At 54.2% G+C, this 26,297-nt stretch carries 23 protein-coding genes; 10 read left to right on the top strand and 13 right to left on the bottom strand.

Annotation, left to right across the window (positions count from 1 at the left end; genetic code table 11):
- The first annotated feature begins 276 nt into the window (after window positions 1-276).
- Window positions 277-1,656 (top strand): class I SAM-dependent methyltransferase, encoded by a 1,380-nt coding sequence (locus QZ197_RS04825; RefSeq protein WP_296430637.1) that lies wholly within the window; start codon window positions 277-279, stop codon window positions 1,654-1,656.
- A gap of 241 nt (window positions 1,657-1,897) precedes the next feature.
- Here QZ197_RS04825 and iolG read toward each other — a convergent pair whose 3' ends face one another.
- Genes iolG through iolD form a run of 5 tightly spaced genes read right to left on the bottom strand, consistent with a single transcriptional unit; the run spans window position 1,898 to window position 7,426 of the window.
- Entirely contained in the window at window positions 1,898-2,890 is a 993-nt protein-coding gene (gene iolG / locus QZ197_RS04820) for an inositol 2-dehydrogenase (RefSeq protein WP_296430635.1), read from the bottom strand.
- Complete coding sequence (locus QZ197_RS04815) at window positions 2,883-3,722, bottom strand: class II fructose-bisphosphate aldolase (RefSeq protein WP_296430633.1); 840 nt, start codon at window positions 3,720-3,722, stop codon at window positions 2,883-2,885. The genes iolG and QZ197_RS04815 overlap by 8 nt, the downstream gene beginning before the upstream one ends.
- On the bottom strand, window positions 3,719-4,561 hold the full coding sequence (locus QZ197_RS04810) for a 5-deoxy-glucuronate isomerase (RefSeq protein ID WP_296430631.1): 843 nt from the start codon (window positions 4,559-4,561) through the stop codon (window positions 3,719-3,721). Before QZ197_RS04810 ends, QZ197_RS04815 begins: the two co-directional genes overlap by 4 nt.
- Window positions 4,562-4,573: 12 nt before the next feature.
- Complete coding sequence (locus QZ197_RS04805) at window positions 4,574-5,554, bottom strand: PfkB family carbohydrate kinase (RefSeq protein WP_296430629.1); 981 nt, start codon at window positions 5,552-5,554, stop codon at window positions 4,574-4,576.
- The gene (iolD, locus tag QZ197_RS04800; protein WP_296430640.1) at window positions 5,555-7,426 is read right to left on the bottom strand and encodes a 3D-(3,5/4)-trihydroxycyclohexane-1,2-dione acylhydrolase (decyclizing); all 1,872 of its coding nucleotides are present in this window, start codon (window positions 7,424-7,426) and stop codon (window positions 5,555-5,557) included.
- 120 nt (window positions 7,427-7,546) lie between these two features.
- On the opposite strand from iolD, the gene QZ197_RS04795 reads away from it, so the two are divergent.
- Genes QZ197_RS04795 through QZ197_RS04785 form a run of 3 tightly spaced genes read left to right on the top strand, consistent with a single transcriptional unit; the run spans window position 7,547 to window position 10,734 of the window.
- Window positions 7,547-8,650 (top strand): Gfo/Idh/MocA family oxidoreductase, encoded by a 1,104-nt coding sequence (locus QZ197_RS04795; protein WP_296430626.1) that lies wholly within the window; start codon window positions 7,547-7,549, stop codon window positions 8,648-8,650.
- A gap of 18 nt (window positions 8,651-8,668) precedes the next feature.
- Window positions 8,669-9,556, top strand: a complete 888-nt coding sequence (locus QZ197_RS04790; protein ID WP_296430624.1) for a TIM barrel protein — start codon at window positions 8,669-8,671, stop codon at window positions 9,554-9,556.
- Between the two features lie 23 nt (window positions 9,557-9,579).
- Window positions 9,580-10,734, top strand: coding sequence for a Gfo/Idh/MocA family oxidoreductase (locus QZ197_RS04785; protein WP_296430622.1), 1,155 nt, complete (start codon window positions 9,580-9,582; stop codon window positions 10,732-10,734).
- On the opposite strand, the gene QZ197_RS04780 is transcribed toward QZ197_RS04785, so the two are convergent.
- From QZ197_RS04780 to QZ197_RS04755, 6 genes are all read right to left on the bottom strand, one after another.
- Window positions 10,735-11,733, bottom strand: a complete 999-nt coding sequence (locus QZ197_RS04780) for a LacI family DNA-binding transcriptional regulator (RefSeq protein WP_296430620.1) — start codon at window positions 11,731-11,733, stop codon at window positions 10,735-10,737.
- Between the two features lie 12 nt (window positions 11,734-11,745).
- On the bottom strand, window positions 11,746-11,988 hold the full coding sequence (locus QZ197_RS04775; protein ID WP_296430617.1) for a hypothetical protein: 243 nt from the start codon (window positions 11,986-11,988) through the stop codon (window positions 11,746-11,748).
- Entirely contained in the window at window positions 11,972-12,745 is a 774-nt protein-coding gene (locus tag QZ197_RS04770) for an ATP-binding cassette domain-containing protein (RefSeq protein ID WP_296430615.1), read from the bottom strand. The genes QZ197_RS04775 and QZ197_RS04770 overlap by 17 nt, the downstream gene beginning before the upstream one ends.
- A gap of 13 nt (window positions 12,746-12,758) precedes the next feature.
- A complete protein-coding gene (locus QZ197_RS04765) occupies window positions 12,759-13,832 on the bottom strand; it encodes an ABC transporter permease (protein ID WP_296430613.1) in 1,074 nt (357 codons plus the stop codon).
- A gap of 79 nt (window positions 13,833-13,911) precedes the next feature.
- The gene (locus tag QZ197_RS04760; protein ID WP_296430611.1) at window positions 13,912-14,853 is read right to left on the bottom strand and encodes a substrate-binding domain-containing protein; all 942 of its coding nucleotides are present in this window, start codon (window positions 14,851-14,853) and stop codon (window positions 13,912-13,914) included.
- A gap of 74 nt (window positions 14,854-14,927) precedes the next feature.
- On the bottom strand, window positions 14,928-15,731 hold the full coding sequence (locus QZ197_RS04755; RefSeq protein ID WP_296430610.1) for a TIM barrel protein: 804 nt from the start codon (window positions 15,729-15,731) through the stop codon (window positions 14,928-14,930).
- Window positions 15,732-15,923: 192 nt separating this feature from the next.
- On the opposite strand from QZ197_RS04755, the gene QZ197_RS04750 reads away from it, so the two are divergent.
- From QZ197_RS04750 to gndA, 6 genes are all read left to right on the top strand, one after another.
- The gene (locus QZ197_RS04750) at window positions 15,924-17,702 is read left to right on the top strand and encodes an ATP-binding protein (RefSeq protein WP_296430608.1); all 1,779 of its coding nucleotides are present in this window, start codon (window positions 15,924-15,926) and stop codon (window positions 17,700-17,702) included.
- Complete coding sequence (locus QZ197_RS04745; RefSeq protein WP_296430606.1) at window positions 17,699-19,033, top strand: sigma-54 dependent transcriptional regulator; 1,335 nt, start codon at window positions 17,699-17,701, stop codon at window positions 19,031-19,033. The genes QZ197_RS04750 and QZ197_RS04745 overlap by 4 nt, the downstream gene beginning before the upstream one ends.
- 217 nt (window positions 19,034-19,250) lie before the next feature.
- Entirely contained in the window at window positions 19,251-20,237 is a 987-nt protein-coding gene (locus QZ197_RS04740) for a TAXI family TRAP transporter solute-binding subunit (RefSeq protein WP_296430604.1), read from the top strand.
- Window positions 20,238-20,358: 121 nt separating this feature from the next.
- Window positions 20,359-22,578, top strand: a complete 2,220-nt coding sequence (locus QZ197_RS04735) for a TRAP transporter permease (protein WP_296430602.1) — start codon at window positions 20,359-20,361, stop codon at window positions 22,576-22,578.
- 170 nt (window positions 22,579-22,748) lie between these two features.
- Window positions 22,749-23,729, top strand: coding sequence for a calcium/sodium antiporter (locus tag QZ197_RS04730; RefSeq protein WP_296430599.1), 981 nt, complete (start codon window positions 22,749-22,751; stop codon window positions 23,727-23,729).
- Window positions 23,730-23,756: 27 nt separating this feature from the next.
- Window positions 23,757-25,157 carry an NADP-dependent phosphogluconate dehydrogenase gene (gene gndA, locus QZ197_RS04725; RefSeq protein ID WP_296430597.1) on the top strand — a complete coding sequence of 467 codons (1,401 nt, stop codon included), beginning with the start codon at window positions 23,757-23,759 and terminating at the stop codon, window positions 25,155-25,157.
- A gap of 1 nt (window position 25,158) precedes the next feature.
- On the opposite strand, the gene phoB is transcribed toward gndA, so the two are convergent.
- Both phoB and phoU read right to left on the bottom strand, forming a co-directional pair.
- Window positions 25,159-25,845, bottom strand: a complete 687-nt coding sequence (phoB, locus tag QZ197_RS04720) for a phosphate regulon transcriptional regulator PhoB (protein WP_296430594.1) — start codon at window positions 25,843-25,845, stop codon at window positions 25,159-25,161.
- 5 nt (window positions 25,846-25,850) lie between these two features.
- Window positions 25,851-26,297 (bottom strand): phosphate signaling complex protein PhoU (gene phoU, locus QZ197_RS04715; RefSeq protein ID WP_296430592.1); only part of this gene is annotated, 447 nt, incomplete at its 5' end.

The following is a 26,297-nucleotide window of genomic DNA, read 5'->3' as shown; positions in this document are numbered from 1 at the left end:
TTGTGACGACGGGACCGACCACATGTTGGACCGATTAGAAGCAATGGGGATCGTAACCCATGTCAGAAACCACAGTGGCGGCCGCAAATCAGTCCAGTGGCGCGCGCTTAGCAAAGCGCGCCAACACAAAAAGACAAACCGATAGCCGACCAAGTCAACCAATCGACAATCGAAAAAGCTCTAATTCCTGACGGGGATTGGGCCATTTGGCTTGATGCAGATGAGTTCCTAAATATCCATGTCGGAGGAGGCAGAGTTTCTGAGTTAGCTGAGAGCATGGGCGATGCGCGTGGCATGTGCATTTCTTGGAGAGTTTTTGGGGACGCGGGGCAGAGTATCTTTCCTGGTCTTTTCCTTGCAGAACCATTTAGCCGCTGTGCGGCCCCGGGAGAAGCGTGGCAGAACGTGAAAACATTCTTCAGATTTGGTAATGACGTCTCAGACATTTCACAGCACAAGCCAATCCTTGTACCATCCTTCTGGGAGCATGGAGGACACTTCTTATCCTCCAAATCTGTCCAGCTAGACAGCGAAAACAAGTACATGCGCCAGTGGGTAGCAGGTAAAAAAAGAGGGAAAATAGCAGATTCGGAAGCAGGTTGGGAAATAGCGCAAATAAATCATTACGCAGTCAGAACGCGACTACTTTTTGATTTCAAGAAGGCTAGAGGGCGGATTGGAATGCCGAATTTCAATTCGGAAACACGCTATAATCGAAATTATTATAGTCAACTGAACCTTAATTCAGACAAAGATACTTCAATTCTTCGTTGGTCCCAAGCAGTCGCTGACGGGATCGAGCGGCTGGCGCAGAAAATAAAACCCAAGCTCGCAATCGCAAAGATTATTGGTGAGGGTTACCCAGAAGTCGTAATGCAAAACACGTCTTCAAATATTGAGGAATCCAAACAATCGGTGTTCCCGGAGCCACAAGCAACTGCGTCCGCCATTCTGTATAGGAGCATGCATCAAGAGCATCACGCCGAAATAGAGAAACGTAAGTACTCAAACTCCCAGCTTGCTCAAGCAATCGTCGCTACCCTCGGGCCGCAGAGTGTTGTCGACGTGGGTTGTGGAATAGGTCTTCTCATAAGAGAAATTGCTGCCAGTGGTGCTGACGTTCTGGGTCTCGAAGGTACATGGCTGGATGAAGATAGCATGGTACTTGCATCAGACAGTTACAAGCGTCTTGATCTTGAACAGCCTTTTTCTTTAGACCGCCGGTTCGATGTATGTTGTAGCATTGAAGTTGCAGAACATCTCGCACCTGAACGCGCCGACAGCTTCGTAAGTAACCTTTGCTCACTCTCTGATGCTGTCGTGTTCTCTGCGGCTATTGGTGGACAGGGGGGTAAGGGACACAAAAATGAACAGTGGCAAGAATACTGGTGCAAGAAATTCCTTAATAATGGGTATGGTACCTATGATCCGTTTAGGAACATATTTCGACGTGATCCAAACATTTTACCTTGGTTTCAACAGAACGTTTTGCTTTTTCTTCATGACAGGAATCCTGTCTGCGAGAAACTAACAGAAAAGAAGATCGCTCCGGAAATTGCCAACATGATCCTACCGACCTATCACGATAAAATTGTAAGACGCACTCGCCAACACTTGCGCAGACGCTTATTGGCAGAACGGGCAAAGCGAGTTTAGTCGCGGTTGGTCAATCCGGAAACTCCCTTGGTTGCGTTCAGCACTTGTATGCGGTGTTAAAGAGGCAATCATTTTGGTTCAGCCAGATAGAGCTTGTTACAAATTCCACAGGTAAATTTTAGCTGATATTACATAATACTGATTATACGTATTCTGTTTAGATACCCTTAAAGGCCCTTTGTTTGTTGAAAAGTGCAAAACACCAACACAAATCGAAGTTGTTCCTGACCTGTCGCTTTCTTCAAACCCCAATCATCTTTACCAACCCGTCGCGTGCGCCTGCATCTGCCGCATCTGCCAGAATCTGGGCCTTTAGACCGTCCTGTCCCGTTGGCATGACCGCTTTACAGGTCTCCAATGCTGTCACGAAATGAACCATCTCGGCGCGATATGCAGCTGCGTAGCGTTCGAGGAAAAAAGGCTGCGTTGGTGCTTTGCACATCCCTGCAGCGTTCGACAACTCGACCGTTGTTTCCAGCATGTTGTCCGCTCGCAGCATTCCCAGGCTGCCGTGCACTTCGATGCGTTGATCATACCCATAGGTCGCGCGGCGCGAGTTCGAGATTTGGCACAATTTCCCGCTCGCGGTTTTCAGCGTCACAACTGCCGTGTCGAAATCACCCGCCTCGCCTATTTCTGGATCGACCAGACATGACGCGGCTGCCGTCAATGAAACCGGTTCTTCACCCAGCAAAAAGCGCGCCATATCCAGATCATGGATCATCATGTCCCGGAAAATCCCGCCGGATGTTTTCACATAGCCGATCGGCGGCGGTGACGGATCACGTGACAAAATCGTAACAAGTTCAACGTTACCAATTACTTGCGCTTCTATCTGGGCTTGTAGATGGGCAAAGTTGGGGTCAAAGCGACGGTTGAATGCTGTCATAAACGGCACGCCAGCTTTTTCAACAGCAGCGAGGCAATCATGTATCCGCGCGACGGATAGATCGATCGGTTTCTCGCAAAAAATGGCCTTTCCAGCCGCTGCTGCCGCGTGGATCAGATCGTAGTGCGTCGTTGTTGGCGTGCCAATGATGACAGCATCAATGCCAGGGTCATTGATCAATGCGGCGGTGTCCATGACCCGTGCATCCAACGTTGCAGCCAAGCTTGCGGCAGCGGCGGGCATTGCGTCAGCGACCGCCACTGCCCGTGCGTTACGCATACCTCGCAAAGTCGCGCCGTGGACTTGACCGATCCGGCCGCAGCCCAAAATTCCGATGTTAATCAATGCCTTGTCCTCTCAAATTACGCAAGACGACGCGTGCTGCCGCCATGACGGGATCGTGGGTTTCTTTTAGGATGGAAACACGATCAAAGCGCGTAGGATCACTATTCACGGCGTCGCGCAATGCTGCCCCAAAGGCCATGCGCAGTTCCGTTCCTATGTTGAATTTGCAAATATTTGTCTGCGTGGCCAATTGCTTACGCTGTGCAATAGGCACACCTGATCCGCCGTGGATCACCAAGGGCGTGTTGGTGGCAGCCTGAATTGCCGCGATGCGTGGCGTATCCAACCCGCCTTCTTTGTCTTGTTGTAGATGAACGTTACCAACCGAGATCGCCATCGCGTCAACACCCGTCTCAGCCGCAAATAGCGCGGCCTCTGCCGGATCTGTTCCGGCTGACGCCTCGCCGCCGGAATACCCCACAAAACCGATCTCGCCTTCGCAGGAAATTCCAGCTTTATGTGCCATTTCAACGATTTGCAGAGTCTCTTTAATGTTGTCCGCCAACGGTTTGCGCGACCCGTCAAACATCAGCGAAGTAAAGCCAGCGTCCAACGCTTCAGAACATTCATCATAGGTATAGCCGTGATCCAAATGCGCCACGACTGGTACGCTCGCATTTTCTGCCAAATACCGCATCAGTTTTCCCAAAACGGGTAATGGCGTATGTGCGCGACACCCCGGCCCCGCTTGCAAGATCACTGGACAGTTTTCAGCCTCGGCTGCGGCCACAAAAGCGCGCATATCTTCCCAACCCAAAGTGACCAAACCGCCCACAGCGTAGCCATCCCGCAACGCCGGTTGCAACACATCTTTCAGAGTCACAAGGGTCATTTGAATTTGGCAATCATGTCTTTAATGCCGGGAATCGTTTCGATCTGATAGGCATGCGAAGGCTGGAAATACTGCACCAAGCTGCGCTGTGACAAGCCACCCAGAATCGTGAAATAATACATCTGATACCCCGGCAGCACCGCACAAGGGTGATACCCGCTATCAAGGCAAATCGTGGACCCATCAACAATGTGGTAAGCATCACCCGCCCTGCCGTCTTCGCGCTGCAACATCTGCACGCCAGAGCCGTGGTTGGGCTTGAACCGGAAGTTATATGTCTCATCGTGCCGCGTCTCAATCGGCAAACGGTCAGTGTCGTGCTTGTGGCTCGGGAAACCGGACCAACCGCCCTCGCCCACTGTGAACAGTTCAGACACCAGCAAGCGGCCAACTTTGCCGTGGTACTTTGTGCCAAGTATGTGTTTGATTTTGCGGTGGGTTTTTGTGTCATCCGACCCGTATTGGACCATGTCCAGCTCATCCGCACGGACAGCAAACGCATCCAGCACCTTTTCGTAACGCGCGCCACAGATGAAGACTTCGGCCTCGTCTGATGTACATACCATCTGCGCTTTGACGCCGACTGGTACATAAACGCCCTCTGGTTCGCCATCCCAGACGTCTTCGGTGCGCTGACCGATGCCGTTTGCTTTGAAACCTTCGATATCAATATCAACGGTGCCCGTCGCTGGTGCGATGCAGGTTTCATAGCCCGGCACCATATATTCAAAGGCTTGGCCCTTTGTCAGTTTGACGATGTTGAAGTAATTCAGCGGAACGGTCGGATCATCAATATCCACAATCGGTCTGTTTTGGTTGTCGAACGGAGGGATATGCATGTCGTTTTCCTTTTAATGGGCGGTCGGGCCAGGATGTTCGGCCATGAATGTTTCAAGTGTAGGCGTGTCGGCCATCGCAGGTGCGCAGCCGGGCCGCGAAACGGTAATAGATGCACAAGCCGAACCGCGCAAAATCGCGTCGCGCAAGTCTTGGCCTTGCGCTAATCCGGTGACAAGTCCCGCCATAAAGCTATCGCCTGCCCCGGTTGGCTTTAATGCCGTAACCGGCCAGATACCGGTGTGGATTTCTTGTCCATCCGCAAATGTCACAGCACCCTTTTCGCCCATCTTATAAACAACAATAGTGGCTGTGCTTTCGGCCAGTGCGCGTGCCTTAGCCAAGCCCATTTCGATGTCGCCTGCCATGAAGCCAAATTCTTCGTCATTTCCGACAATCATATCAGAAGCGGCGGCAGCGCGGCTTAGCACGTCTTCGGCTTCTTGCGGCGACGTCCACGAGTACGGACGGTAATCAACGTCGAAAATGATCGGTAATCCCGCCGCTTTTGCACGCTCAAAAGCTTCAAACGTGGCGCTGCGCGATGGATCCGCCGCAAAAACCGTTCCTGCAGTGATCAGCGCGCCAAATTTGCCGTAATCCACGGCAGCGACATTGCCTGAATCCATCTGAAAATCAGCGGCACCATTGCGGTAAATCACGCTGCGGTGGCCTTCGACGCGGCTTTCGTAGAATGCCAACGAGTTGCGAAATTCGCCACCTACTGGCGTCACGTATTCGGTGCCAACGCCGTACCGTTTAAGCTGACCTATACAGTAACTGCCGATGCTATCGTCAGAGACACGTGTGACCAGCGACGCCTGCCCGCCCAGCTTGCAAATGCCCGCAGCAATGTTTGCGGATGACCCGCCAAGACCGACGGTGACAGTTTCCGCATCCTCGGTCGCGACACCTGCGTCAGTGTAAAGGTCAATCCCAGCACGTCCAACGACGACAAAGTTATTCGCGCGGATGCCCTTCAAAAGTGCTGACATCTACACGCCCTTCCGCTGCTTGTGGCGTGACGATTCCCAATCAACATGCGCGTCGCGAACTTTGTCCGAAGTCGTCGTATGCGGCGTGCCCACTTCCCACCAAGCATGGCCTTCGGTCGTCCAACCCTCGTATGGGTCGACTTTCATGCAGATGACGTAAGTGCGGTCAGCGGCCTTGGCACGCTTGAACGCACCCTCAAGTTCGGCAGGCGAACTAACCGTTTCAGCCACAGCGCCCATCGCACGCGCATGTGCTTCAAAATCAACGCTTACTTGACGCGTTGCGGTCGGCGTGTCCGCTATCAGATTGTTAAAGCTTTCGTTGCCAGTGTTATTCTGCAACTTGTTGATGACCGCAAAACCACCGTTATCCAGCACAAGGACAATCAGCTTTTTATCCGTTAAAACAGAAGAATAGATGTCAGAGTTCATCAAAAGATAGGACCCGTCACCGGTAAATACGATCGTATCGCTGTCCGGCTCCATCTGCGACTGCGCAATCCGCGCGCCCCATCCGCCAGCGATTTCGTATCCCATGCAAGAAAAACCGAATTCCACATCGACTGTGCCGATATCAAGCGTTTTCCAGTTCGCCGTGACCTCTGCGGGCAACCCACCTGCTGCAGCCACGACGCGGTCGCGCGGACCACACAAGCGGTTCACTTCACCAATCGCTTGCGCATAAGAGGCAGGTCCATTTCCGACGCGTGTGTTTTCGGAAACGTAGTCGTTCCATTTGGCGCGTTCAGCCTGCGCCAGCGCAGTCCAGTCCGAAGGCGCTTTATGGCCTGACATTTCTGTCGCGAGCGTCTCAAGGCTCAGCTTGGCATCACCAACGACTGTCGCCGACATGTGTTTTGCCGCATCATGGCGCGCCGCATTCAAGCCGATAATCTTGGCGTCATGCGCAAAGGCCGTCCATGACCCTGTCGTGAAGTCCTGCAGACGCGTACCAATCGCAAGGATTACATCTGCCTGCTCTGCTACATTATTAGCACTGTCCGATCCGGTCACACCTATAGGACCAATGTTCAACGGGTGAATATGTACCATATTGGCGCGTCCAGCGATGGTTTCGACCACAGGAATATGGGCCGCTTCTGCAAAAGCAGTGAGTTCCGCCACGGCGCCTGAATATTGCACACCACCGCCCGCGATGATCATCGGGCGTTTTGCCGCGCGCAACAGCCTGATCGCATCTGCAATTTCAAACATGTCGGGGGCTTGCCTGCGAATGCGGTGCACGCGCTTGTCGAAAAAACTGACCGGATAATCATAGGTCCAGCCCTGCACATCTTGCGGTAAGCCAATGAATGCTGGGCCGCAATCGGCAGGGTCCAACATGGTCGCCAAAGCTGCCGGCAGCGATTGAAGGATTTGCGCGGGATGCGTGATCCGATCCCAAAAACGGCTCACTGCTTTGAATGCATCATTCACGCCAAATGTCGGGTTTCCGTAGTGTTCAAGTTGCTGCAAAACCGGATCAGGCAGACGCGTCAGGAACGCATCCCCGCACAGCATCAGCATCGGCAAACGGTTCGCATGCGCCAAGGCCGCAGCAGTTAACAGGTTCGCAGTGCCCGGACCAGCAGACGCAGAACAGAACATAAAGCGACGACGCAGCCATGCTTTGGAATAAGCAGCCGCCGCAAAGCCCATGCCTTGTTCGTTTTGCCCACGATAAAGCGGCAGTGCGTCACGGTTGTCGTAAAACGCCTCGCCCAGACAGGTCACGTTACCGTGGCCGAAAATACCGAAGCCACCGCCACAAACGCGGGTCTCAACACCATCAATTTCGATGTATTGGTTCGCCAAATACCGCACAATGGCTTGCGCTGTTGTTAGCGTGACTGTCTGCACAGATTGCCCCATGATGTCCCCCCAGAAACGCACGAAGTGTGCTTTGGCCACGATTGCTTATTGACCTTAGGCATAAAAGAACGATACCAAATTTGCAACCGGTTGCAACCGGTTTTTGAGGAGTGTTCCAAGATGACAGACATCGGTATTGGCATCATCGGCGGCGGTTATATGGGCAAGGCACATGCGGCCGCCTATAGCGCTGTTGGCACGCTCTTTGAAACAACTCTCAAGCCAAGACTTGAGATGGTTTGCGCATCATCACCCGCCTCTGCCATGCGCTATGAAACTGCGTTTGGTTTTGCGCGCAGCACCGCTGATTGGCGTGTGTTGGTGAATGACCCGAAAGTTGAGGCGATTGTCATCGCATCCCCACAGAACACGCACCGCGAAATAGCGTTGGCAGCATTCGCATTGGGCAAGCCAGTGTTCTGCGAAAAACCACTGGGTGCCAGCCTCGCGGATTCAATCGCGATGAATGATGCAGCACAGGCATCAAGTGCGATCAACATGGTTGGCTTTAACTATATCCGCACACCTGCATCACAATTTGCCCGCCAATTAATCGCCGACGGGCGCATTGGCGACGTCACATGGTTTCGTGGCGAACATACCGAAGATTTCTTGGCCGACCCTGCCCTGCCCGGTTCTTGGCGCACGCAAGGTAGCGCCAATGGGACCATGGGTGATTTAGCGCCACATATGATTAATGGCGCACGCGCGCTGATCGGTCCGATTGCGTCCCTTAGTGCAAGCGTTGAAACCGTTCACGCCAAGCGCGGTGATCTTGATGTCACCAACGATGATCAAGCACAGTTTATGTGCCGCTTTGAAAACGGCGCACAGGGGCATCTGTTCTTTAGCCGCGTGGCGACAGGTCGTAAAATGGGCTATGCTTATGAAATACATGGCACAAAAGGGTCGATCCGGTTTGACCAAGAAGACCAGAACGCCCTACATCTTTACACAATGGACGGTCCAGAAGCCGAACGTGGTTTTCGCAAAATCTTGACCGGTCCTACACATCCCGATTACCTGCCCTTCTGCCAAGGACCGGGACATGGCACAGGTTATCAAGATCAGATCATCATCGAAGCCAAGGATTTCCTGACCGCCATTGCCACAAAAACCAACATCTGGCCGACCTTTGACGAAGGCCTTGAAGTGAACCGCATCGTCACTGCCGCCCTTGATTCCAGCGCTAAAGGCGCTTGGGTCAATGTCGCTGATTACTAATTCAGAAAGACCAAACACATGATCAAAATCGGTAACGCGCCTTGCTCTTGGGGCATCGAATTCGCCTCTGACCCCGCCTACCCCACATGGCAGTCCGTGCTTAGCCAATGTGCTGGCGCGGGTTACAAAGGGATTGAATTGGGGCCAATCGGCTACATGCCAGAAGACCCTGCAATCCTGTCAGACGAGCTGGCAAAGAACGACCTAAGCATCATCGGCGGCGTTGTTTTCCGCCCGTTCCACGACGCGGCCAAATGGGACGAAGTCATGGACGCGTCAGTGCGCACCTGCAAAGCATTGGTCGCACACGGCGCCAAACATCTGGTGTTGATCGACAGTATCTCGCCGCGCCGCGCACCAACCGCGGGCCGCGCAGATGAAGCCGAGCAGATGGATAACGCGGAATGGTCCGCATTCCGCGACCGCATCGCGACAATCGCCAAAATGGGCACCGAAGAATACGGCCTGACCGTAGGCATGCATGCCCACGCTGCAGGCTTTATCGACTTTGAACCCGAGCTAGAGCGTCTTTTGGATGAAGTCGACGAAAGCATCCTGAAAATCTGCTTTGATACGGGCCATCATTCCTATGCTGGCTATGATCCGGTCGCGTTCATGAAGCGGCACATTGACCGCATCAGCTATATGCATTTCAAAGACATTGATCCGGCCGTGAAAGCCGATGTCGTGGCAAACCGCACCGATTTCTACAAAGCTTGTGGTCAGGGCATTTTCTGCAACTTAGGCCAAGGCGATGTCGATTTCTCTGCCGTCCGCCAAGTGCTGCTGGACGCCGGATTTGAAGGTTGGTGCACTGTCGAACAAGACTGCGATCCGTCCTTGCCCGGCACTCCGCTTGAGGACGCCGAAAGTAACCGTAAATACCTTGAATCAATCGGCTTTTAAGCCCCCTTACGAAAGACAAAGCCATGACAAAACTTAAATGGGGCATGATCGGCGGCGGTGAAGGCAGCCAGATTGGACCCGCTCACCGCCTTGGTTCGGGCCTCGACAGCCTTTTCGAATTCACCGCAGGCGCACTGGATCACCGGCCTGAATACGGCATTGATTACGGCAAGCGACTTGGTCTCGGCGACCGCGCATATGGCGGTTGGCAAGAGATGCTGGAAGCCGAGAAAAAGCGCGATGACCGCGTTGATCTGGTTACGGTTGCGACACCGAACTCTACCCACTTTGAAATCACCAAAGCCTTCCTTGAAAACGGTTTTCACGTCTTGTGTGAAAAGCCAATGACCATGACGGTTGAGGAAGGCGAAGAGATCGTCGAGATCGCCAAGAAAACCGGCAATATCTGTGCGGTAAACTATGGCTATACCGGTTATTCGCTGGTGCGCCACATGCGGGCAATGATTGCGCGCGGCGACATCGGTAAGGTCCGTGTCGTGAATGCAGAGTTTGCACATGGCCACCATGCTGATGCTACAGATGCCGACAATCCACGTGTGCGCTGGCGCTATGATCCGGCGCAGGCTGGCGTATCGGCGCAGTTTGCTGATTGCGGCATTCACGCGATGCATATGGCAAGCTTTGTAACCGGCCAAGAAGTCACGAAACTGTCTGCCGATACGGTGTCTTGCATCGATGTACGCACGCTCGAAGACGACGCGATGGTCAATTTTCGCATGGATGGCGGTGCTGTCGGGCGGCTTTGGACCAGTTCTATCGCGATCGGGCGTCAGCACGGGCTTGGTATACAGGTCTTTGGTGAAACGGGTGGCTTGCGTTGGAGCCAAGAGCAGCCAAACCAGTTGTACTATATGCCCTTAGGCGAACGCCTGCAGGTTATCGAGCGCGGCGAGGCGAACTTGTCCCCCGAAGCAGACCGCACCAGCCGTGTGACCATCGGCCATGCAGAAGGTATGCCGCTGGCATTTGCAAATATCTATTGCGATTTGGCCGAAGCGATCAGCGCGCGCAAAGAAGGTCGTACGATGGACCCTGCGGCGAACCTTTATCCACGTGCCGAAGACGGCTTGCGGTCAATGGCGGCAGTTTATGCGGTGGCACAATCTGGCAAAGCAGAAGGCAAATGGCTGGACGCACGTCCGCCCATGTTCCGCTAGTTACGGCAAGGGGCGCAGCGTGCCCCTTTCCACGATTTGGCAATCAAACAGCCGCGCCTCCGGGTCGCGGCTGTCGTCTTTCAAGGCGGCTTCGATTAGTTCGATTGATGCTGCAACGATATCTTTGATCGGATTGCGCAATGTCGTCAGATTTATGTTCGCCCAACCTGCCATTTCCATGTCGTTCAAGCCGATGATTCCGAAGTTTTCTGGCACGCGCAGCCCCGCAGACTGGATCGCCGACAGCGCCCCGATGGACAGAACATCATCACCGCAAAAATAAGCCTCTGCTGGGTTTGACGTCAAAAGACGTGACATCTCTGCACGGCCTGCATCAAACGAATAATTGGTGGCGTAACTGACGCTCAAGGTCAGGGACGGATCGGCCAGAACGACTTCTGCAAAGCCTGCCAAACGGTCTTGGGTCGAGGTCGCCATTTCGGGGCCACCCAAGAATGCCAACCGCTTATAGCCCCTTGCGATCAATGTTTTAGCAGCCAAACGTCCAGCGGCGCGGTTGTCGATGCCCAACACATCGACCTGAGGGTTAACGGATTGCCGCCCGAAAGAATGCACGACAGGCACCCCTGCGTCTTTGAACCCTTCGGCAAAGCTTGCAGGTAACGTCGAAGATGCGACGATCACCCCATCCACCGAATAAGCGCGCAACATGCGCAACGAATTTTCGGGGCTCACTTCATCCGTCAGGTTCACCAGCAAAGGCCGCAACCCGCGTGCTTGCAGGCCCTTGGTGAACAGATCAAAGACCTCTAGAAAAATCGGGTTGTGAAAGTTGTTCGAGACCAGACCAATCAGTTTGGTGCGGCCCGTCGTCAAGGACGAGGCAAGCGCATTAGGGCTATAGCCCAAGGCATCGGCGGCCTTTTCAACCTTGGCGCGGGTTTTATCAGAAACCGACGCACCTTCGGTATAGGTGCGGGAAACGGCGGACCGTGAGACACCAGCGCGTTTCGCTACATCCTTGAGTGTCACCGCCACTGTTCGCGCCCCTTACGTGTCTTCTTTTGCCTTCGCGGCCTCTGCTGCAACAGCTTCCCAGTCCGCGATCCGAAACTTATACGCGGCAATCCCGCCAAGGCCCATAAAGATCAAGCCCCAGAAGTAATTCGCCGTCGAAAATTCTAAGAACGACCAAAGAATTGGCACTGTGACGGCGAGAACGCGCCGCCACATCGGTAAAAAGAACGGAACCGCCAGGTCAAATAGCTTTGCGCGACTAGGCGGCGCCTTCATATTCGGCCCCTGTCTTCGCGCCTGTGATATAAGCAACAACATCTTCGCCATTGGTGTCTTCTTTGTTGAGGTTGGCCACCATGCGGCCGCGCCGGAACACGATGATCCTGTCAACAAGATCAAACACTTGGCGCATGTTGTGCGACACAAGGATCAAGCTTTCGCCTTGTTCTTTGAGTGTACGGATGATGTTTTCAACCTGTGCAGTTTCCTGCACACCCAAGGCCGCTGTCGGCTCGTCCATGATCGTCAACTTTGACGCAAAAGTCGCTGTACGCGCGATCGCTACACACTGGCGTTGACCGCCCGACATGTTGGCAATCGTGTTTTTGATGTTGGGAATTTTAACGCCGGTTTTTACCAGACCCGCCATCGTGTCTTCGCGCATCGATTTATAATCCAACAGGCGAAACGGGCCAAGCCAGTTCCACTTGGTCTTTTCACGGCCCAAGAACAGATTGTCGGGCACGTTCAGATCATCGGCTAGCGCCAAAGTTTGAAATACCGTCTCAATGCCTGCCTCGCGCGCATCCAATGGTCCTGCGAAAGACACTGGTTCACCATCAAAAATGACCTCGCCACGGGTGCGTTGTTCGACGCCGGTGATCTGGCGCACAAAGGTCGATTTGCCCGCCCCGTTGTCACCCATAATCGCGACGTGTTCACCACGTTTGAGGATAAAATCCGCGTCCTCAAGGGCATGCACGCCACCATAGTGTTTGGTCAGGCCTTTGGTTTCCAGAATGATATCTGACATTGCTTAGTCCCCCTTACGACCGCGACGCAGCGCGTTGTTGTTGCCATTGATCAAGTGCGACCGCACCGACGATGATACAGCCCAAGACCATTTCTTGGTAAAAAGCACCTAGCCGCAGGAAGGTGAAACCAGAGGTGATCACCCCGATAATCAGTGCGCCAATAACAGTACCGATGATCGAGCCGCGCCCGCCAAAGAGCGACACGCCGCCAATAACGGCCATGGCGATCGCCTCAAGCTCATAGGATAAACCCATGCCCGACTGCGCGGTCAGGTTCTTGGACGTCAGGATAACTGCCGCTAATCCTGCAAGGCCCCCTGCGATCATGTAAACCAGCATCAAATGACGCGGTACGTTGATGCCGGACATACGGGCTGCAGCCTCGTTTGATCCGATGGCGTAAGTGTGTTTGCCGTAAACGGTGTAGTTCATGATAAAGTGAAACAGCACTGCCAGCGACAAGAAGATGATCACAGGCATCATGCCAGCGCCGATTTTCGCGTAGCTTTCGGTCGGGAACGACACAGGGTTACCCAAGGACCACCACTGCGCGACGCCGCGCGCAAATAGCATCATGCCAAGCGTGGCAATAAAAGGGGGAATGCGGGCGTAGGCCACAAGCAGACCGTTGATGGCCCCCGCCAGCGTGCCAACCGTTAAACCAACAATGATTGGGATCACCACAGGAAGGTCAAGGAAAGATGGGCCGAAAATGGCTTTGGGGTTCATTGCGCCGTTCACTTCGGCGACTTGGGCGAAACTCATCGCGATCATTGCCGTGGCACCGACGACAGATCCTGAAGATAGGTCGATGCCCGCCGTAATAATCACCTGCGTGACGCCAAGGGCAATAATGCCGATGATCGCGACTTGAATAATAATAATGCGCAGACGTGCTTCATTGAAAATACTGTCAAAGCGGTCGCGTGTGTCAAACAGCAAACTTTGCTGCATAAAGATTGCACCTAAGACTTCAAAGATGATGATGATCAAAATCAGCGCGCCGAAGACGTTCAGCTCATTTGGCCAACTGCGTTTTGATTTGTCGAATGTAAGGCCGCCTGTGCCTTCGCTTCCATCTGACATCTGCCAGCTCCCTTTTGGTGCAATGGGGGGAAACGGGGCAACGCATGCTGCCCCGTAACTTTATAGTTTGATCAGTAACTTACTGGAAGTCAGCAAGGTTTTCTGGTGTGACCAGCTTGAACGGGATGAAGACGGCCTTATCGACCGCTTCGCCATTCACCAGCGCCATTGCTGTCTCGATGGAACCAGCGCCCTGACCTGCAAGGTCTTGGAATACTGTCACGTCCATGTCTCCAACGGACATCGCCAGCAGCGCGTCTGAAGTCGCGTCAACACCACCGACGACGACGTCATCCATGGAAATGCCGGATGCTTTCATCGCTTGAATAGCACCAAGTGCCATTTCGTCGTTGTTGCCAAAGACTGCGTCGAATTCATCGCCAGAGGACAACCAGTTTGTCATCAGGTCGTTTGCTTCGTCGCGTGACCAGTTTGCTGTCTGCTCATCGATGATGGTGATGAAGTTACACATGTCCATGCCGATCACGTCATGGAAGTCTTTTGTGCGCTGAACAGCCGCTTGGTTGGACAGCTGACCGACCAGAACATATGCACGTGCACCACCAGCTTTGCCTTCAGCGCGCAGCTGACGACACATCTGGAATGCGGCCAATGTACCGGATTCGATTTCGTTTGATGCAACGAACGCTTGGCCTTCTGGCAGTGTCGCCATGTTGATAGGCTGACGGTTGACGTAAACCAGTGGCACGCCAGCCGTTGCTGCTGCATTCGACATCGCCTCAGTCGCGTTTGTGTCGACTGCGTTCACGATGATCGCATCAACGCCAGACGCGATGAAGTTATTGATCTGGTCAAGCTGCTTGGCCACATCGTCAGTAGCGTCTTCCATCTGCAAGCTGACTTCGTCGCTTGCATCGTCAAAAGCGGTCATGCCGTTGCGCATAACTGTCAGGCCGTTGTCGTCAAAACGCGCAACGGACACACCGATTTGTAGTTCTGCCATTGCGGTTGTGCCCATCATGAGCGTTGTAAGGCCAGCGGCCATAAGGATCTTTTTCATTGTTTTCCTCCCAATGATCGTGCCCGGCGCACGTTTATGAATACCGGGAGCCTCTGAATGAGGCGATTGGTTCATCACGCTGCACCTGCTGATGTTTCAGTCAGCTGCGACGTGATGAATGCGATGGACCCGGCCAAAGCGGTGGCCGGATCAGTCATGTCGTGAATTTCTGGCGCGAAGGCCTCGAATGACGCGGGACCAGTAAAGCCAACGGCCTGAAAACTGCGCAATTGTGCGATGTTTCCCAAGCGGTCATTTTCGTCAACCAAAACGCGGTGTGCATCGGTCATTTGATCTGTGTTTGGCCGTTGATCAGTTACGCCAGAGATATGAACAAGTGCCGTCAGGTCGGGGTAAATCGTTGTGTCACCGGCAAGGTGATGATGAAATGTATCGTGGATCATTTCGAAACAATCCGGTCTGCCCATTGCGTCCAACACAGCAACCACATCATCTTTGTGGCGCAAACTGCTTTGGACGAAACCCAAGGGTTCGATCAAACCAACCATGCGGTGATCGGTCAAAATTGGCTGCAAAACATCCAAAGCTTCGCGCAGTGCGTTGCGTTGATCAGCACGTGAAATCATGGTGTCCGCGACCAAAGGGATCAGTGCGACACCCTCTGCCCCGCAAGATGCGGCCGTTTTGATAAGTGCCGTTGCGGCGTCACGATTATCTAGTGGGTTCGCGTTAAAGGCTTTGACTTCGGCCAATGCAAAAATCTTTATACCTGCCTGTTTTGCTGCATTCCCAAATTCAGCAGCATCTTCACCATCAAATAACGGTCGGCCCAAATCATTGCGTAGCTCAACACCCGTGCACCCGAGCGAAACCGCCATATCCAGCATATCCCGCGCTGAAAGACACGGAACTGTCATGTGATTTAGGCCAATTGGCAGCATTGGATGCAGTTTCCCCCCGGTTGTTGTCCCTCACTCTAACCGCGATTCCTTTATTTGCAACCGGTTGCAGTAATTTCGTGAACGTAGCGTCAACACGCGAATTTGCGCCGGTCAATCAAGCAAAATAGACGATTGTAAAACAATGCGCCCCTGCCGCATAAATGGCGGATGAATTTGTCCCGCCACCGCATCTTTGGGTTTGTCGCAGCCATCGCCGTTCTAACCGGGTTGATTGGTGCTGCGTCATTTCCAGCCCTTGAACGCCATTACATGCGCCAGCAAGCTGCCCAAGACGCGGTTCCTCTCAAGCTTGCGGTTGAAAGCCTGCGGGCCACTTTGGACCGGTATGCGCCCCTGCCCGCTTTGATCGGTGAACGTCCGCAACTGTCGGCTCTTTTGCTGGACCCTGAAAACCTGACGCTGCGCGCGGTGGTCAACGAGGATTTGCGCCAGACTGCTGCGACAGTCAAAGCCACGGATGTTTATCTGATGGATATCTCGGGGCGGACAGTTGCGGCTGCATCATACCGCGATGCAGGCAGCTACGTTGACCGGAATTTTAGCTACCAGTCTTATTTCAACCAAGCTTTGAACGGTGATCTGTCCAGTTTTTCGGTCTATGGCACCACCACCGGCGAACGTGGCTACTTTTACGCGGCCCCCGTGGAAGAAGGCGAACGTATTGTCGGCGTGCTGGCGATCAAGTTTAACATCGCCGCCTTTGATAGCATCTGGCGCGGCGCGCAAAGCGATCTGATGGTGATTGATCGCAATGACTTTGTGTTTATGTCGTCGCGCCCGGACTGGCACTTTCGGGCCATACGTCCCCTTAGTGATGCGACATTGCGGCTGATCGCGCAGAACCTGCAGTACCCGATTGACCGGATCGACATCTTGCCAATTACGGCAACGCCGCTGTCCGCTGATGCCCAGTTGATTGATATCGAAGGCGCGCAACCCGAGAGCTTTGTGCGCACGTCGCAGCGGCTGACCGATCTGGATTGGACGATGTCATCCCTGACGGCCACGCGGCCCGCGACGCTGAATGCACTTAATACGCTGCTCATCGCGGGGCTCATGGCACTTTTGACGCTTGCAGCACTTTTGGCTTATCTGCTCAAGCAGACCCGCCAAACAGAAGCCATGGCCCAAGAACAAAAAGCAAAACGCATCTTGGAAGCAGCCGTTGTCGCACGGACGTCGGACTTGCAAGCAGCTTTGGCAGATTTGAAACAAACCCAGACGGATTTGATCCAAGCCGGCAAGTTGTCAGCGCTGGGGCAAATGTCTGCCGCACTGAGCCATGAATTCAATCAACCCCTTGCGGCCGTGAAATCATATGCTGACAACGCTGGTGCATTTTTAGATCGCGATCGCGTCCCAGAGGCCCGCGACAACCTTGACCGCATTTCCAAGATGGTCGACCGGATGGCGACGATATCGTCGCACCTGCGCAATTTCGCCCGCCGCCCACAACAGGCCACAGGGCCGCTTTTGTTGAATGCGGTCATTCAAGACGCGCTTGCCGTCGTCGAAATGCGTCTTGGGTCCGAAGGCGGTGAAATCATCTATGATCCACCCAGCAACGAGACATGGGTGACGGGCGGGCATGTGCGCTTGCAACAAGTGATCGTGAACCTGATTAACAATGCGCTCGACGCGATGGAGGATCAGTCACACGGGCAAGTCACGATCACAGTTGCAGGCCCCACGATAAGTGTGCGCGACACGGGCGCAGGGATAGATCCCGACCATGTGGCCAACATTTTCGATCCGTTCTTCACCACCAAGGCCCCCGGCAAAGGTCTTGGGTTAGGGTTGTCGATTTCGTTCAATATTGTCTCTGATTTCGGAGGGGTACTAAGCGCGCAAAACCACCCCGACGGCGGGGCGGTGTTCACGGTAACGCTTCAGGAAACCACCCCAAAAGAGGTCGCAGCCCAATGACACAGACCGTCCTTTTTGTTGACGACGAAGAAGAGTTACGCACAGCGACCGGACAAACGTTGATGCTCGCTGACATTCCAGCGATGATCTTGGACCGCGCCGAACCTGCATTGGCACAGATCAGTCGCGGCTTTGACGGTGTGCTGGTCACCGACATCCGCATGCCCGATCACGACGGTCTGTGGCTGATGCGCAAAGCGCTTGAGATTGACCCCGAATTCCCTGTGATCCTTGTTACAGGTCATGGAGACGTTAATCTGGCCGTGCAATCGATGCGCGAAGGTGCCTATGACTTTCTTGAAAAGCCTTTTGCTCCATCGCGTCTTGTCAGCATCATCCAACGCGCCTTGGACAAACGCAGACTGACGATCGAGAACCGTGCGCTGAAACGCGAAGTCGGCGGGCGTGACAAGTTAGAGGCACGATTGATTGGCCGGTCCGACGCCATGGTCGGTTTAAGAAAATCGGTGCGGGCAATTGCGGCGACTGACGCCGATGTATTGATCACAGGTGCGACGGGTGTCGGCAAAGACCTTACCGCGCGGGCTTTGCATGATCTGTCTGCGCGCGCGCCACATCCGTTCGTGCATATCAATTGTGCCGCCCTGCCAGAGGGTCTTGTCGAAACCGAATTGTTTGGCCATGAGGCCGGCGCATTTCCCGGTGCGATGCGGGCGCGGTTCGGAAAATTCGAATTTGCGCGCCAAGGAACGGTGTTCTTGGACGAAGTTGACAGCTTGCCCGTCCCAATCCAAGCCAAGCTCTTGCATGCCATCCAAGAACGGCAAATCACGCGGTTGGGGGCCAATGATCCCATCGCACTTGATATTCGTGTGATTGCTGCTGCGAAAACCGATTTGGAATTCGCCGTCGCCGCAGGGAGTTTTCGGGCAGATTTGCTTTACCGTCTCAACGTTGTCACCGTCACCGTGCCACCATTGTCGGCGCGGCGCGATGATATTGCCTCGCTGTTCTTGAACCTCGCAGCGCAAGCGGCAGCCCGTTATTCCAAACCAGTGCCAGACGTCCCGCCTGCGGTGCTGTCACAAATGGCAACCCAAGCCTGGCCGGGCAATGTGCGCGAGTTGCGCAATGCGGCGGACCGCTTTGTACTTGGCCTTGATCCGGCAGCAAACCAAAGCGACGACGCAGTTCAAAGCCTTGCAGCCCGCGTAGCCGCACACGAGAAATCCCTCATTGCTGCCGCACTCACGGCCCATGGCGGCAGCCTCAAACAGACCTACGAAGCGTTGGGTTTGTCGCGCAAAGCGCTTTATGAGAAGATGCAAAAGCACGGGCTATCGAAGGCGGATGCAGACAGCGGTGCCTAAAATGTACCCTTTGCGACCCACGAACTGACCCGTTTGCCCCCTTTCCGACCCATTGCGCGAATTATTTACATTCTGTTATCGCAAACATTCCCCCCGCTTGGTTGTTTGGTCAGCATGGATCATGGACCAACCCGCCATGCGACCTAATTACTCACCCAGTGATTATGTCACGACCCGACCCGGGAGAGGTCGGTTAAATTTAGTGGAGGGACCACACATGAAACTAGTAGCGCTTATTGCGACAACCGCATTGACGGCCACAACAGCATTCGCAGACGGCCACATCGACAAGACAGATTGGCCAACCAGCTTTACAGTTGGAACAGCTTCCCAAGGCGGCACATACTTTGCATACGGCTCCGGCTGGGCAAACTTGGTAGCAGAAGAACTGGGCCTGACAGGTGGCGGCGAAGTCACTGGTGGACCAATGCAGAACATGGCGCTTGTCCACACAGGCGACGCACAGTTCGGCATGACCACAATGGGTCCAGCAGCTGAATCCATCGCCGGTACAAACCCGATCGCACCAGGTCTGCAAATGACCAACGCTTGTGCAATGTTCCCGATGTACCAGACACCGTTCTCGGTTACTGCACTGGCATCATCCGGTATTACATCGATCGCGGACATCCCTGATGGCGCACGCATCGGTTTTGGCCCAGCGGGCTCCACATCCGACACGTACTTCCCACGCATGATGGAAGAACTGGGTGTAAACTTTGAGCGCCGCAATGGCGGTTGGGGCGACCTTGGTGGCCAATTGCAGGACGGCCTGCTGGACGTAATTGCGTTCGCAGCTGGTGTACCTGTTCCTGCTGTTAGCCAGTTGGAAGTGCAAACTGACGTAAACATCATCGAGTTTACCGAGGCAGAGCAAACAACGATTATGGCAGCGTTCCCGGTTGCGTCTTTCGACATCGCAGCTGACACATACACAACATTGGAAGCACCAGCGCGTTCCGTTTCCATGTGGAACTTTGCGATCGCAAACTGTGATCTGCCAGCATCCTTTGTCAAAGCAGCGGTTGATGTCGTCATGTCCGACAACGAGCGTATGGTGAACATCCACCGTGCAGCCCGTTCATCAGTTCCAGAGAACTACACAAAGAACGCAGGCGTCATGATGTGGCACCCAGGTGCGGCTGAATGGTTCATCGAAAACGCAGGCGCCGACATTCCTGCTGACCAGATCTTCGGCAACTAAGCCCGGATCATGTCCGAGGCCGCGTTTGAAATGCGGCCTCGGCACTTTTGACTTTTTCCGATACGTTTGATGCAAGCTTACAGCCCGCAAGGGTATTCTAGCCGCATGCGAGGACATTATTATGACAACCGATACCCAAAAAGATGATTTGACAGAAGGTCCCGTTTTGGCGGAAGGCGTGGATGAAGAACCGGTTGAACATAACCGCCGCATCTTTGAAGGCCGTACCTATCTGCTGATCGCAGGGGTTTCAGCTTTTTACGCACTGTTCCACATGGCGGCCTTGAATGGTTGGTCTATTCGTGGATGGACAGGCATCGATATCCCATTGCTCCCTGTTTTCCCGATGGAAACTTGGAACTTCCGTATTGTTCACATCGCAGGCGCATTGATCTTGGGCTTCCTGCTTTATTCCGCCCGCGCATTTCCTGACGCGGATGAAGACAAGCAAAGCCCGCTTGACTATTTAGCATATGCCGCACTGATCCCTGCCCTATATGCCTGTTACACAGCACTTTCATTCGCCGCCCAGATTCAAGGCGGCGTGATGTGGAATGGCATGGATGCTGGCATCAGATCAGCCGAGATTTATCATTACGGCGTGCCACTATTGATCGCTACTACAGCAGGTATCGTCCTTGGTTGGACGCGTGCCCGCGTGCGCGGCACCATTGCCCCTGCCGATCTGGTCTTGGGTGTTTGCGGTGTTGCAGTCGCGATGTACCTGATCACTATCTTCGGTACGTTGATGCGCAACTCTACCGGCACACCATTTGCACCCATCGGGATGAGCCTTGCCGCAGTTGCAGGTACAGCTTTGATTATGGAACTGACCCGCCGCGTCGCAGGTCTAGCGCTGATCATTATTTCGGGCGTGTTTCTTGTCTACGTGTTTGTAGGCGATCTGCTGCCGGGCTTCTTGAATTCCCCTGACATCACATGGCAACGGTTCTTTAGCCAAGTCTATACCGACGCAGGTATCCTTGGACCAACAACGGCCGTTTCTTCAACCTACATCATTTTGTTCATCATCTTCGCGGCCTTTCTGCAGGCCTCAAAGGTTGGCGATTATTTCGTGAACTTCGCTTTTGCAGTTGCGGGTCGCTCCCGAGGTGGTCCAGCGAAAGTGGCGATCTTTGCATCGGGCCTGATGGGTATGATCAACGGCACATCGGCAGGCAACGTTGTTGCAACAGGTTCATTGACGATCCCGCTGATGAAAAAGGTAGGCTACAAGCCAACAACCGCAGGTGCAGTTGAAGCAGCGGCATCCACAGGTGGTCAGATAATGCCGCCGATCATGGGTGCTGGTGCATTCATCATGGCCGAAATCACAGGCATTCCATACACAGACATCGCAATCGCCGCGATCATCCCTGCGATCCTGTATTTCGTGTCGATCTACTTTATGGTCGACTTTGAGGCAGCTAAGCTTGGCATGCGCGGCATGCGCGAGGACGAACTGCCTAAGGTCAAAGACATGATCCGCCGCGTGTTCTTGTTCCTACCAATCATCATTTTGATTGCAGCATTGTTCATGGGCTACTCGGTCATTCGGGCAGGTACATTGGCCACGGCCTCTGCCGCTGTGGTTAGCTGGTTCACGCCCTACCGCATGGGGATCAGATCGGTGACCAAAGCATTCGAGCTGGCGGGCATCATGTCGATCCAGATCATCGCGGTTTGTGCCTGTGCAGGTATCATCGTGGGTGTGATTTCGTTGACAGGCGTTGGCGCACGGTTCTCGTCCGTTCTACTGAACATCGCAGAAACAAACCAGTTGATGGCGCTGTTCTTTGCGATGTGTATCGCGATCATGCTCGGCATGGGTATGCCAACCACTGCCGCTTACGCTGTTGCTGCTTCGGTTGTTGCGCCGGGTCTTGTGCAACTGGGTATTCCACTGCTGACCGCACACTTCTTTGTCTTCTACTTTGCGGTAGTGTCGGCGATCACACCCCCCGTTGCGCTCGCCAGTTATGCGGCGGCGGGCATATCGGGGGCCAATCCGATGGCCACATCAGTTGCATCATTCAAGATTGGCATTTCGGCGTTCATCGTGCCGTTCATGTTCTTCTACAATGGCGCGATTTTGATGGATGGCACATGGCCGGAGATCATCCGTGCAGGTGCGACAGCTGTCTTTGGCGTGTTCTTGCTGTCTTCTGGCGTTCAAGGCTGGTGGGTTGGCGACCGTGCGGCGTGGCCAATCCGGATCGGCCTTTTGCTCGCAGCGCTTTGTATGATTGCGGGTGGTTTGGTGACTGATCTGGTTGGCATAGGCCTGGCCGTTGGCCTTTACTTTCTGGCGCAAATGACGCGACCAAAAGCGATCGCTTAAGCAACTGATCCTATGACTTAAAAGAGCGGCGGCAACGCCGCTCTTTTTTATGTTGGCCCCGCATCCTACGTACAGACAAGCTGCAACAATACCTATTACACTTCGCCTTGAAATCAGCTATTCGACCAAGACCCGCACGACGCATCTGATCACCACCCAGGAAAACACACTTGTTTGAACTTAGCACCTACGAGCTTTTTGTATTATCCGCAGGTGCAATGGCATTCGGTCTGTATCTGCTGATCAAAGGCGGCGACTGGATGATCGAAGGCGCGGTGTTTTTGGCCAAAAGCACCGGACTTTCGCCTTTATTCATCGGGGCCACGATCATTTCGTTCGGTACATCGGTGCCAGAACTGTTCACATCCGTAAACGCCAACCTGTCCGGGTATCCGGGCATTGCGTTGGGCAATGTGCTTGGCTCGAACGTTGCGAATATCTTGTTGGTGCTGGGTGCCACGGCCTTTATCTTTAACGTCACAGCCAACCCAAGACATTTGGCCAAAGACCTTGGCATGATGTTGGTCGCGACGGCCATTTTGACAGTGGGTATGCTCACGGACAGCTTTAGCCGGTCGTTTGGTCTAGGCATGTTCGCGATCTTGGTAACGTTTGTTTACTATCAATACAAAACTGACAGCCTGCCCTTGGAAGACGATGACGATGCAGACGATGCCCCGATGATCGAGACCATGAAGGGTGCAGTCTTGGTACTGCTAGGCGGTGTTATTGCTTTGGCTGTGGGGTCTGAATTGCTGGTCCAAGGTGCCGTGCAAACCGGTACAGCCCTTGGTGTGCCAGAGGCCGTGATTGGCATGACTGTGGTGGCGTTTGGTACATCTTTGCCAGAACTCTCAACCTGCATCGCCGCCGCCCGCAAGCAATCCGTCGGTTTGATCTTGGGCAACATCATCGGCTCCAACACGTTCAACATTCTCTCTATCGTGGCCCTCACGGCCGCAATTCAGCCGTTGGCGGTTGATCCGGTCCTTTTGGGCATGGAGTTGTGGGCAACGATTGCTGTCACCATTCTTTTTGCAGTCTGGATGATCAGCGTCGGCAAACTGACCAAGCCGATGGGCGTCGTCATGATGATAGCCTATGTGGCCTTCATCGCAGTCCAATATCTGCAACCACAAATGATCAGCTAAACGACCAATCCCCGAAAAGGAGCGCCAATGAGCAACGCAGAGATAGGCCTGATCGGTCTGGGCACGATGGGTGCGGCAATGGCGCTGAATATTGCGGACAACGGGTTTGACATCGCGGTCTGGAACCGGACAACGTCGACCACACAAAGCTTTCACAAAGATGCGGGCGATCTGGCAAACCGGATCAGCCCGACCGAAACGCTGAAGGATTTTGTCGCCGCAATCAAAGCCCCGCGCGCCATCATTCTGATGGTCCCTGCAGGCGAAGCAGTGGACGAACAAATCGCTGCGTTGCGTCCCCTTTTGGGCGCAGATGACCTGATCATTGATGCTGGTAATGCAAACTTCCACGACACCAACCGTCGCGCCCGCGACGCAGGCGATCTGCCGTATCTAGGCATTGGCGTGTCAGGTGGCGAAGAAGGTGCACGGTTTGGGCCGTCGATTATGGGTGGTGGCAAGCGCGCCCACTGGGACCGCGTGTCACATATCCTCCATGCGATCTCGGCCAAACACAAAGGCCAACCATGTGCCACATGGATGGGCGAAGAAGGCGCAGGGCACTTTGTCAAAGCTGTGCACAACGGGATTGAATACGCCGATATGCAGATGATTTCTGAGGTTTACGGGATCATGCGCGACGGTCTGGGCATGACAAACCCTGCAATTGCGGAAACATTTACTGCGTGGGATCAAGGCCCGCTCAAAAGCTACCTGATCGAGATTTCAGCCAAAGTCGCCGCGGCCACCGATCCCAAGACCGGCGCACCCATGCTGGATGTAATCGTTGATGCTGCAGGTCAAAAAGGCACCGGTCGCTGGACAGTTATCGAAGCGCAGCATCTGGCAGCACCGATCCCCGCAATCGAGGCTGCCGTCGTTGCGCGCAACTTGTCTTCACAACGCGCGGCGCGTGCCGCTGGCGAGGACTTGTTCGGTACAGCCCCGCGGCACATGCCACACGAAAGCCTCACATTGGCGGCCCTTGAAAGCGCGCTGATGGCGGGCAAAGTGCTGTGTTATGCGCAAGGTTTTAGCATGATCTCGAACGCTTCTGATGACTTTGGCTGGGCGCTGCCCCTGCCCGAAATCGCCGAGGTCTGGCGTGAAGGCTGCATCATCCGTTCTGCAATGTTGGACGATATGGCCACAGCTTTGCGCGATGATGCAGAACGCAATTTGATGATGGCACCGAAGTTCACAACGATCCTAAAAGAAACACACGGGTCTTTGCGCCAAGTCGTCGCTCAGGCCGCCTTGCACGGTTTGGCCCTGCCCGCGCTATCATCAGGATTGGCGTATTTCGACGCGATGCGCACCGCGCGCGGCACCGCCAATATGATCCAAGGCCAGCGTGATTTCTTTGGTGCACACGGGTTTGAGCACATCGATGGCGCGACCGATCAAAACGGGCCATGGGGCAGTTGATCTAGCCTAAAGCGTAACCTGCACCGCGCACTGTCCGTACCGGATCAGCACCACCGTTTTGCGTCAAGACCTTGCGCAAACGTCCGACATGCACATCGACGGTCCGCGTATCAACATAGATATCGCGGCCCCACACACGGTCCAATAGCATGTCGCGCGACCAAACACGCCCAGGCTTTTCCATCAATGTCGTCAGCAAGCGGAACTCTGTTGGACCAAGCTTGAGCAACGCATCAGCGCGGGTCACGCGGTGGGTTTCAGCGTCTAAAACAATGTCCTCATAGGTCAATAATTGGCCCACCGTCGCAGGCCGCACGCGCCGCAATTGCGCGCGCACCCGAGCCATCAATTCGGACACAGAGTAAGGTTTGACGACATAATCATCAGCGCCCGTTTCCAAACCCCGGACTTTGTCGACCTCTTCGGACCGCGCGGACAGCATAATGATTGGAATGCCGCGCGTCTCGGTGCGGGTTTTCATCTGACGACAGACTTCGATACCGGACAAGTTTGGCATCATCCAATCAAGAACCATCACATCCGGCGCATCTTCTGCGACGCATAACAGCGCCTCTTCACCATTTTCTGCACGCGTGATGCGAAAGCCCTCTGCCTCTAGATTATAGGCGAGAACCTCGCGCTGCGCTGCCTCGTCTTCAACAATCAAGACATGGGGTTGTTGCGCCATCTCTCTTAGCCCGGCGTCACTGCATAGGCCGTCTTATCACCCTTAGGGCGGGCTTCTTCCGGCATTTCGCCAGTAACAAGATAGATAACCTGTTCGGCCATGTTCGTGGTCAAATCGCCCATACGTTCGATATTTTTTGCCATGAAATGCAAGTGCATGCATGACGTGATGTTGCGTGGGTCCTCCATCATGAACGTCAGGAATTCGCGAAACAACGCGTTATACATCTGGTCAACTTCTTGATCGCGCTGGCGCACGTCTTCGGCCAAGACGGCATCACCGCGCACATAGGCATCCAGCGTATCTTTGAGCATTTGTTCAACTTCGCGGGCCATCCGGCGCAACGCCGCATCCGCGCCGCTGACCGGGCTCATCTCGACCAACACACTGGTGCGCTTTGCGATGTTCTTGGCGTAGTCACCGATCCGTTCAAGCGACGCGGCAAGACGCAA

The organism is Yoonia sp. (assembly GCF_017854415.1).
GTDB lineage: Bacteria > Pseudomonadota > Alphaproteobacteria > Rhodobacterales > Rhodobacteraceae > Yoonia.
Note: the sequence above shows the minus strand (reverse complement) of the source record. Positions and strands in the feature narration are given on the sequence as shown.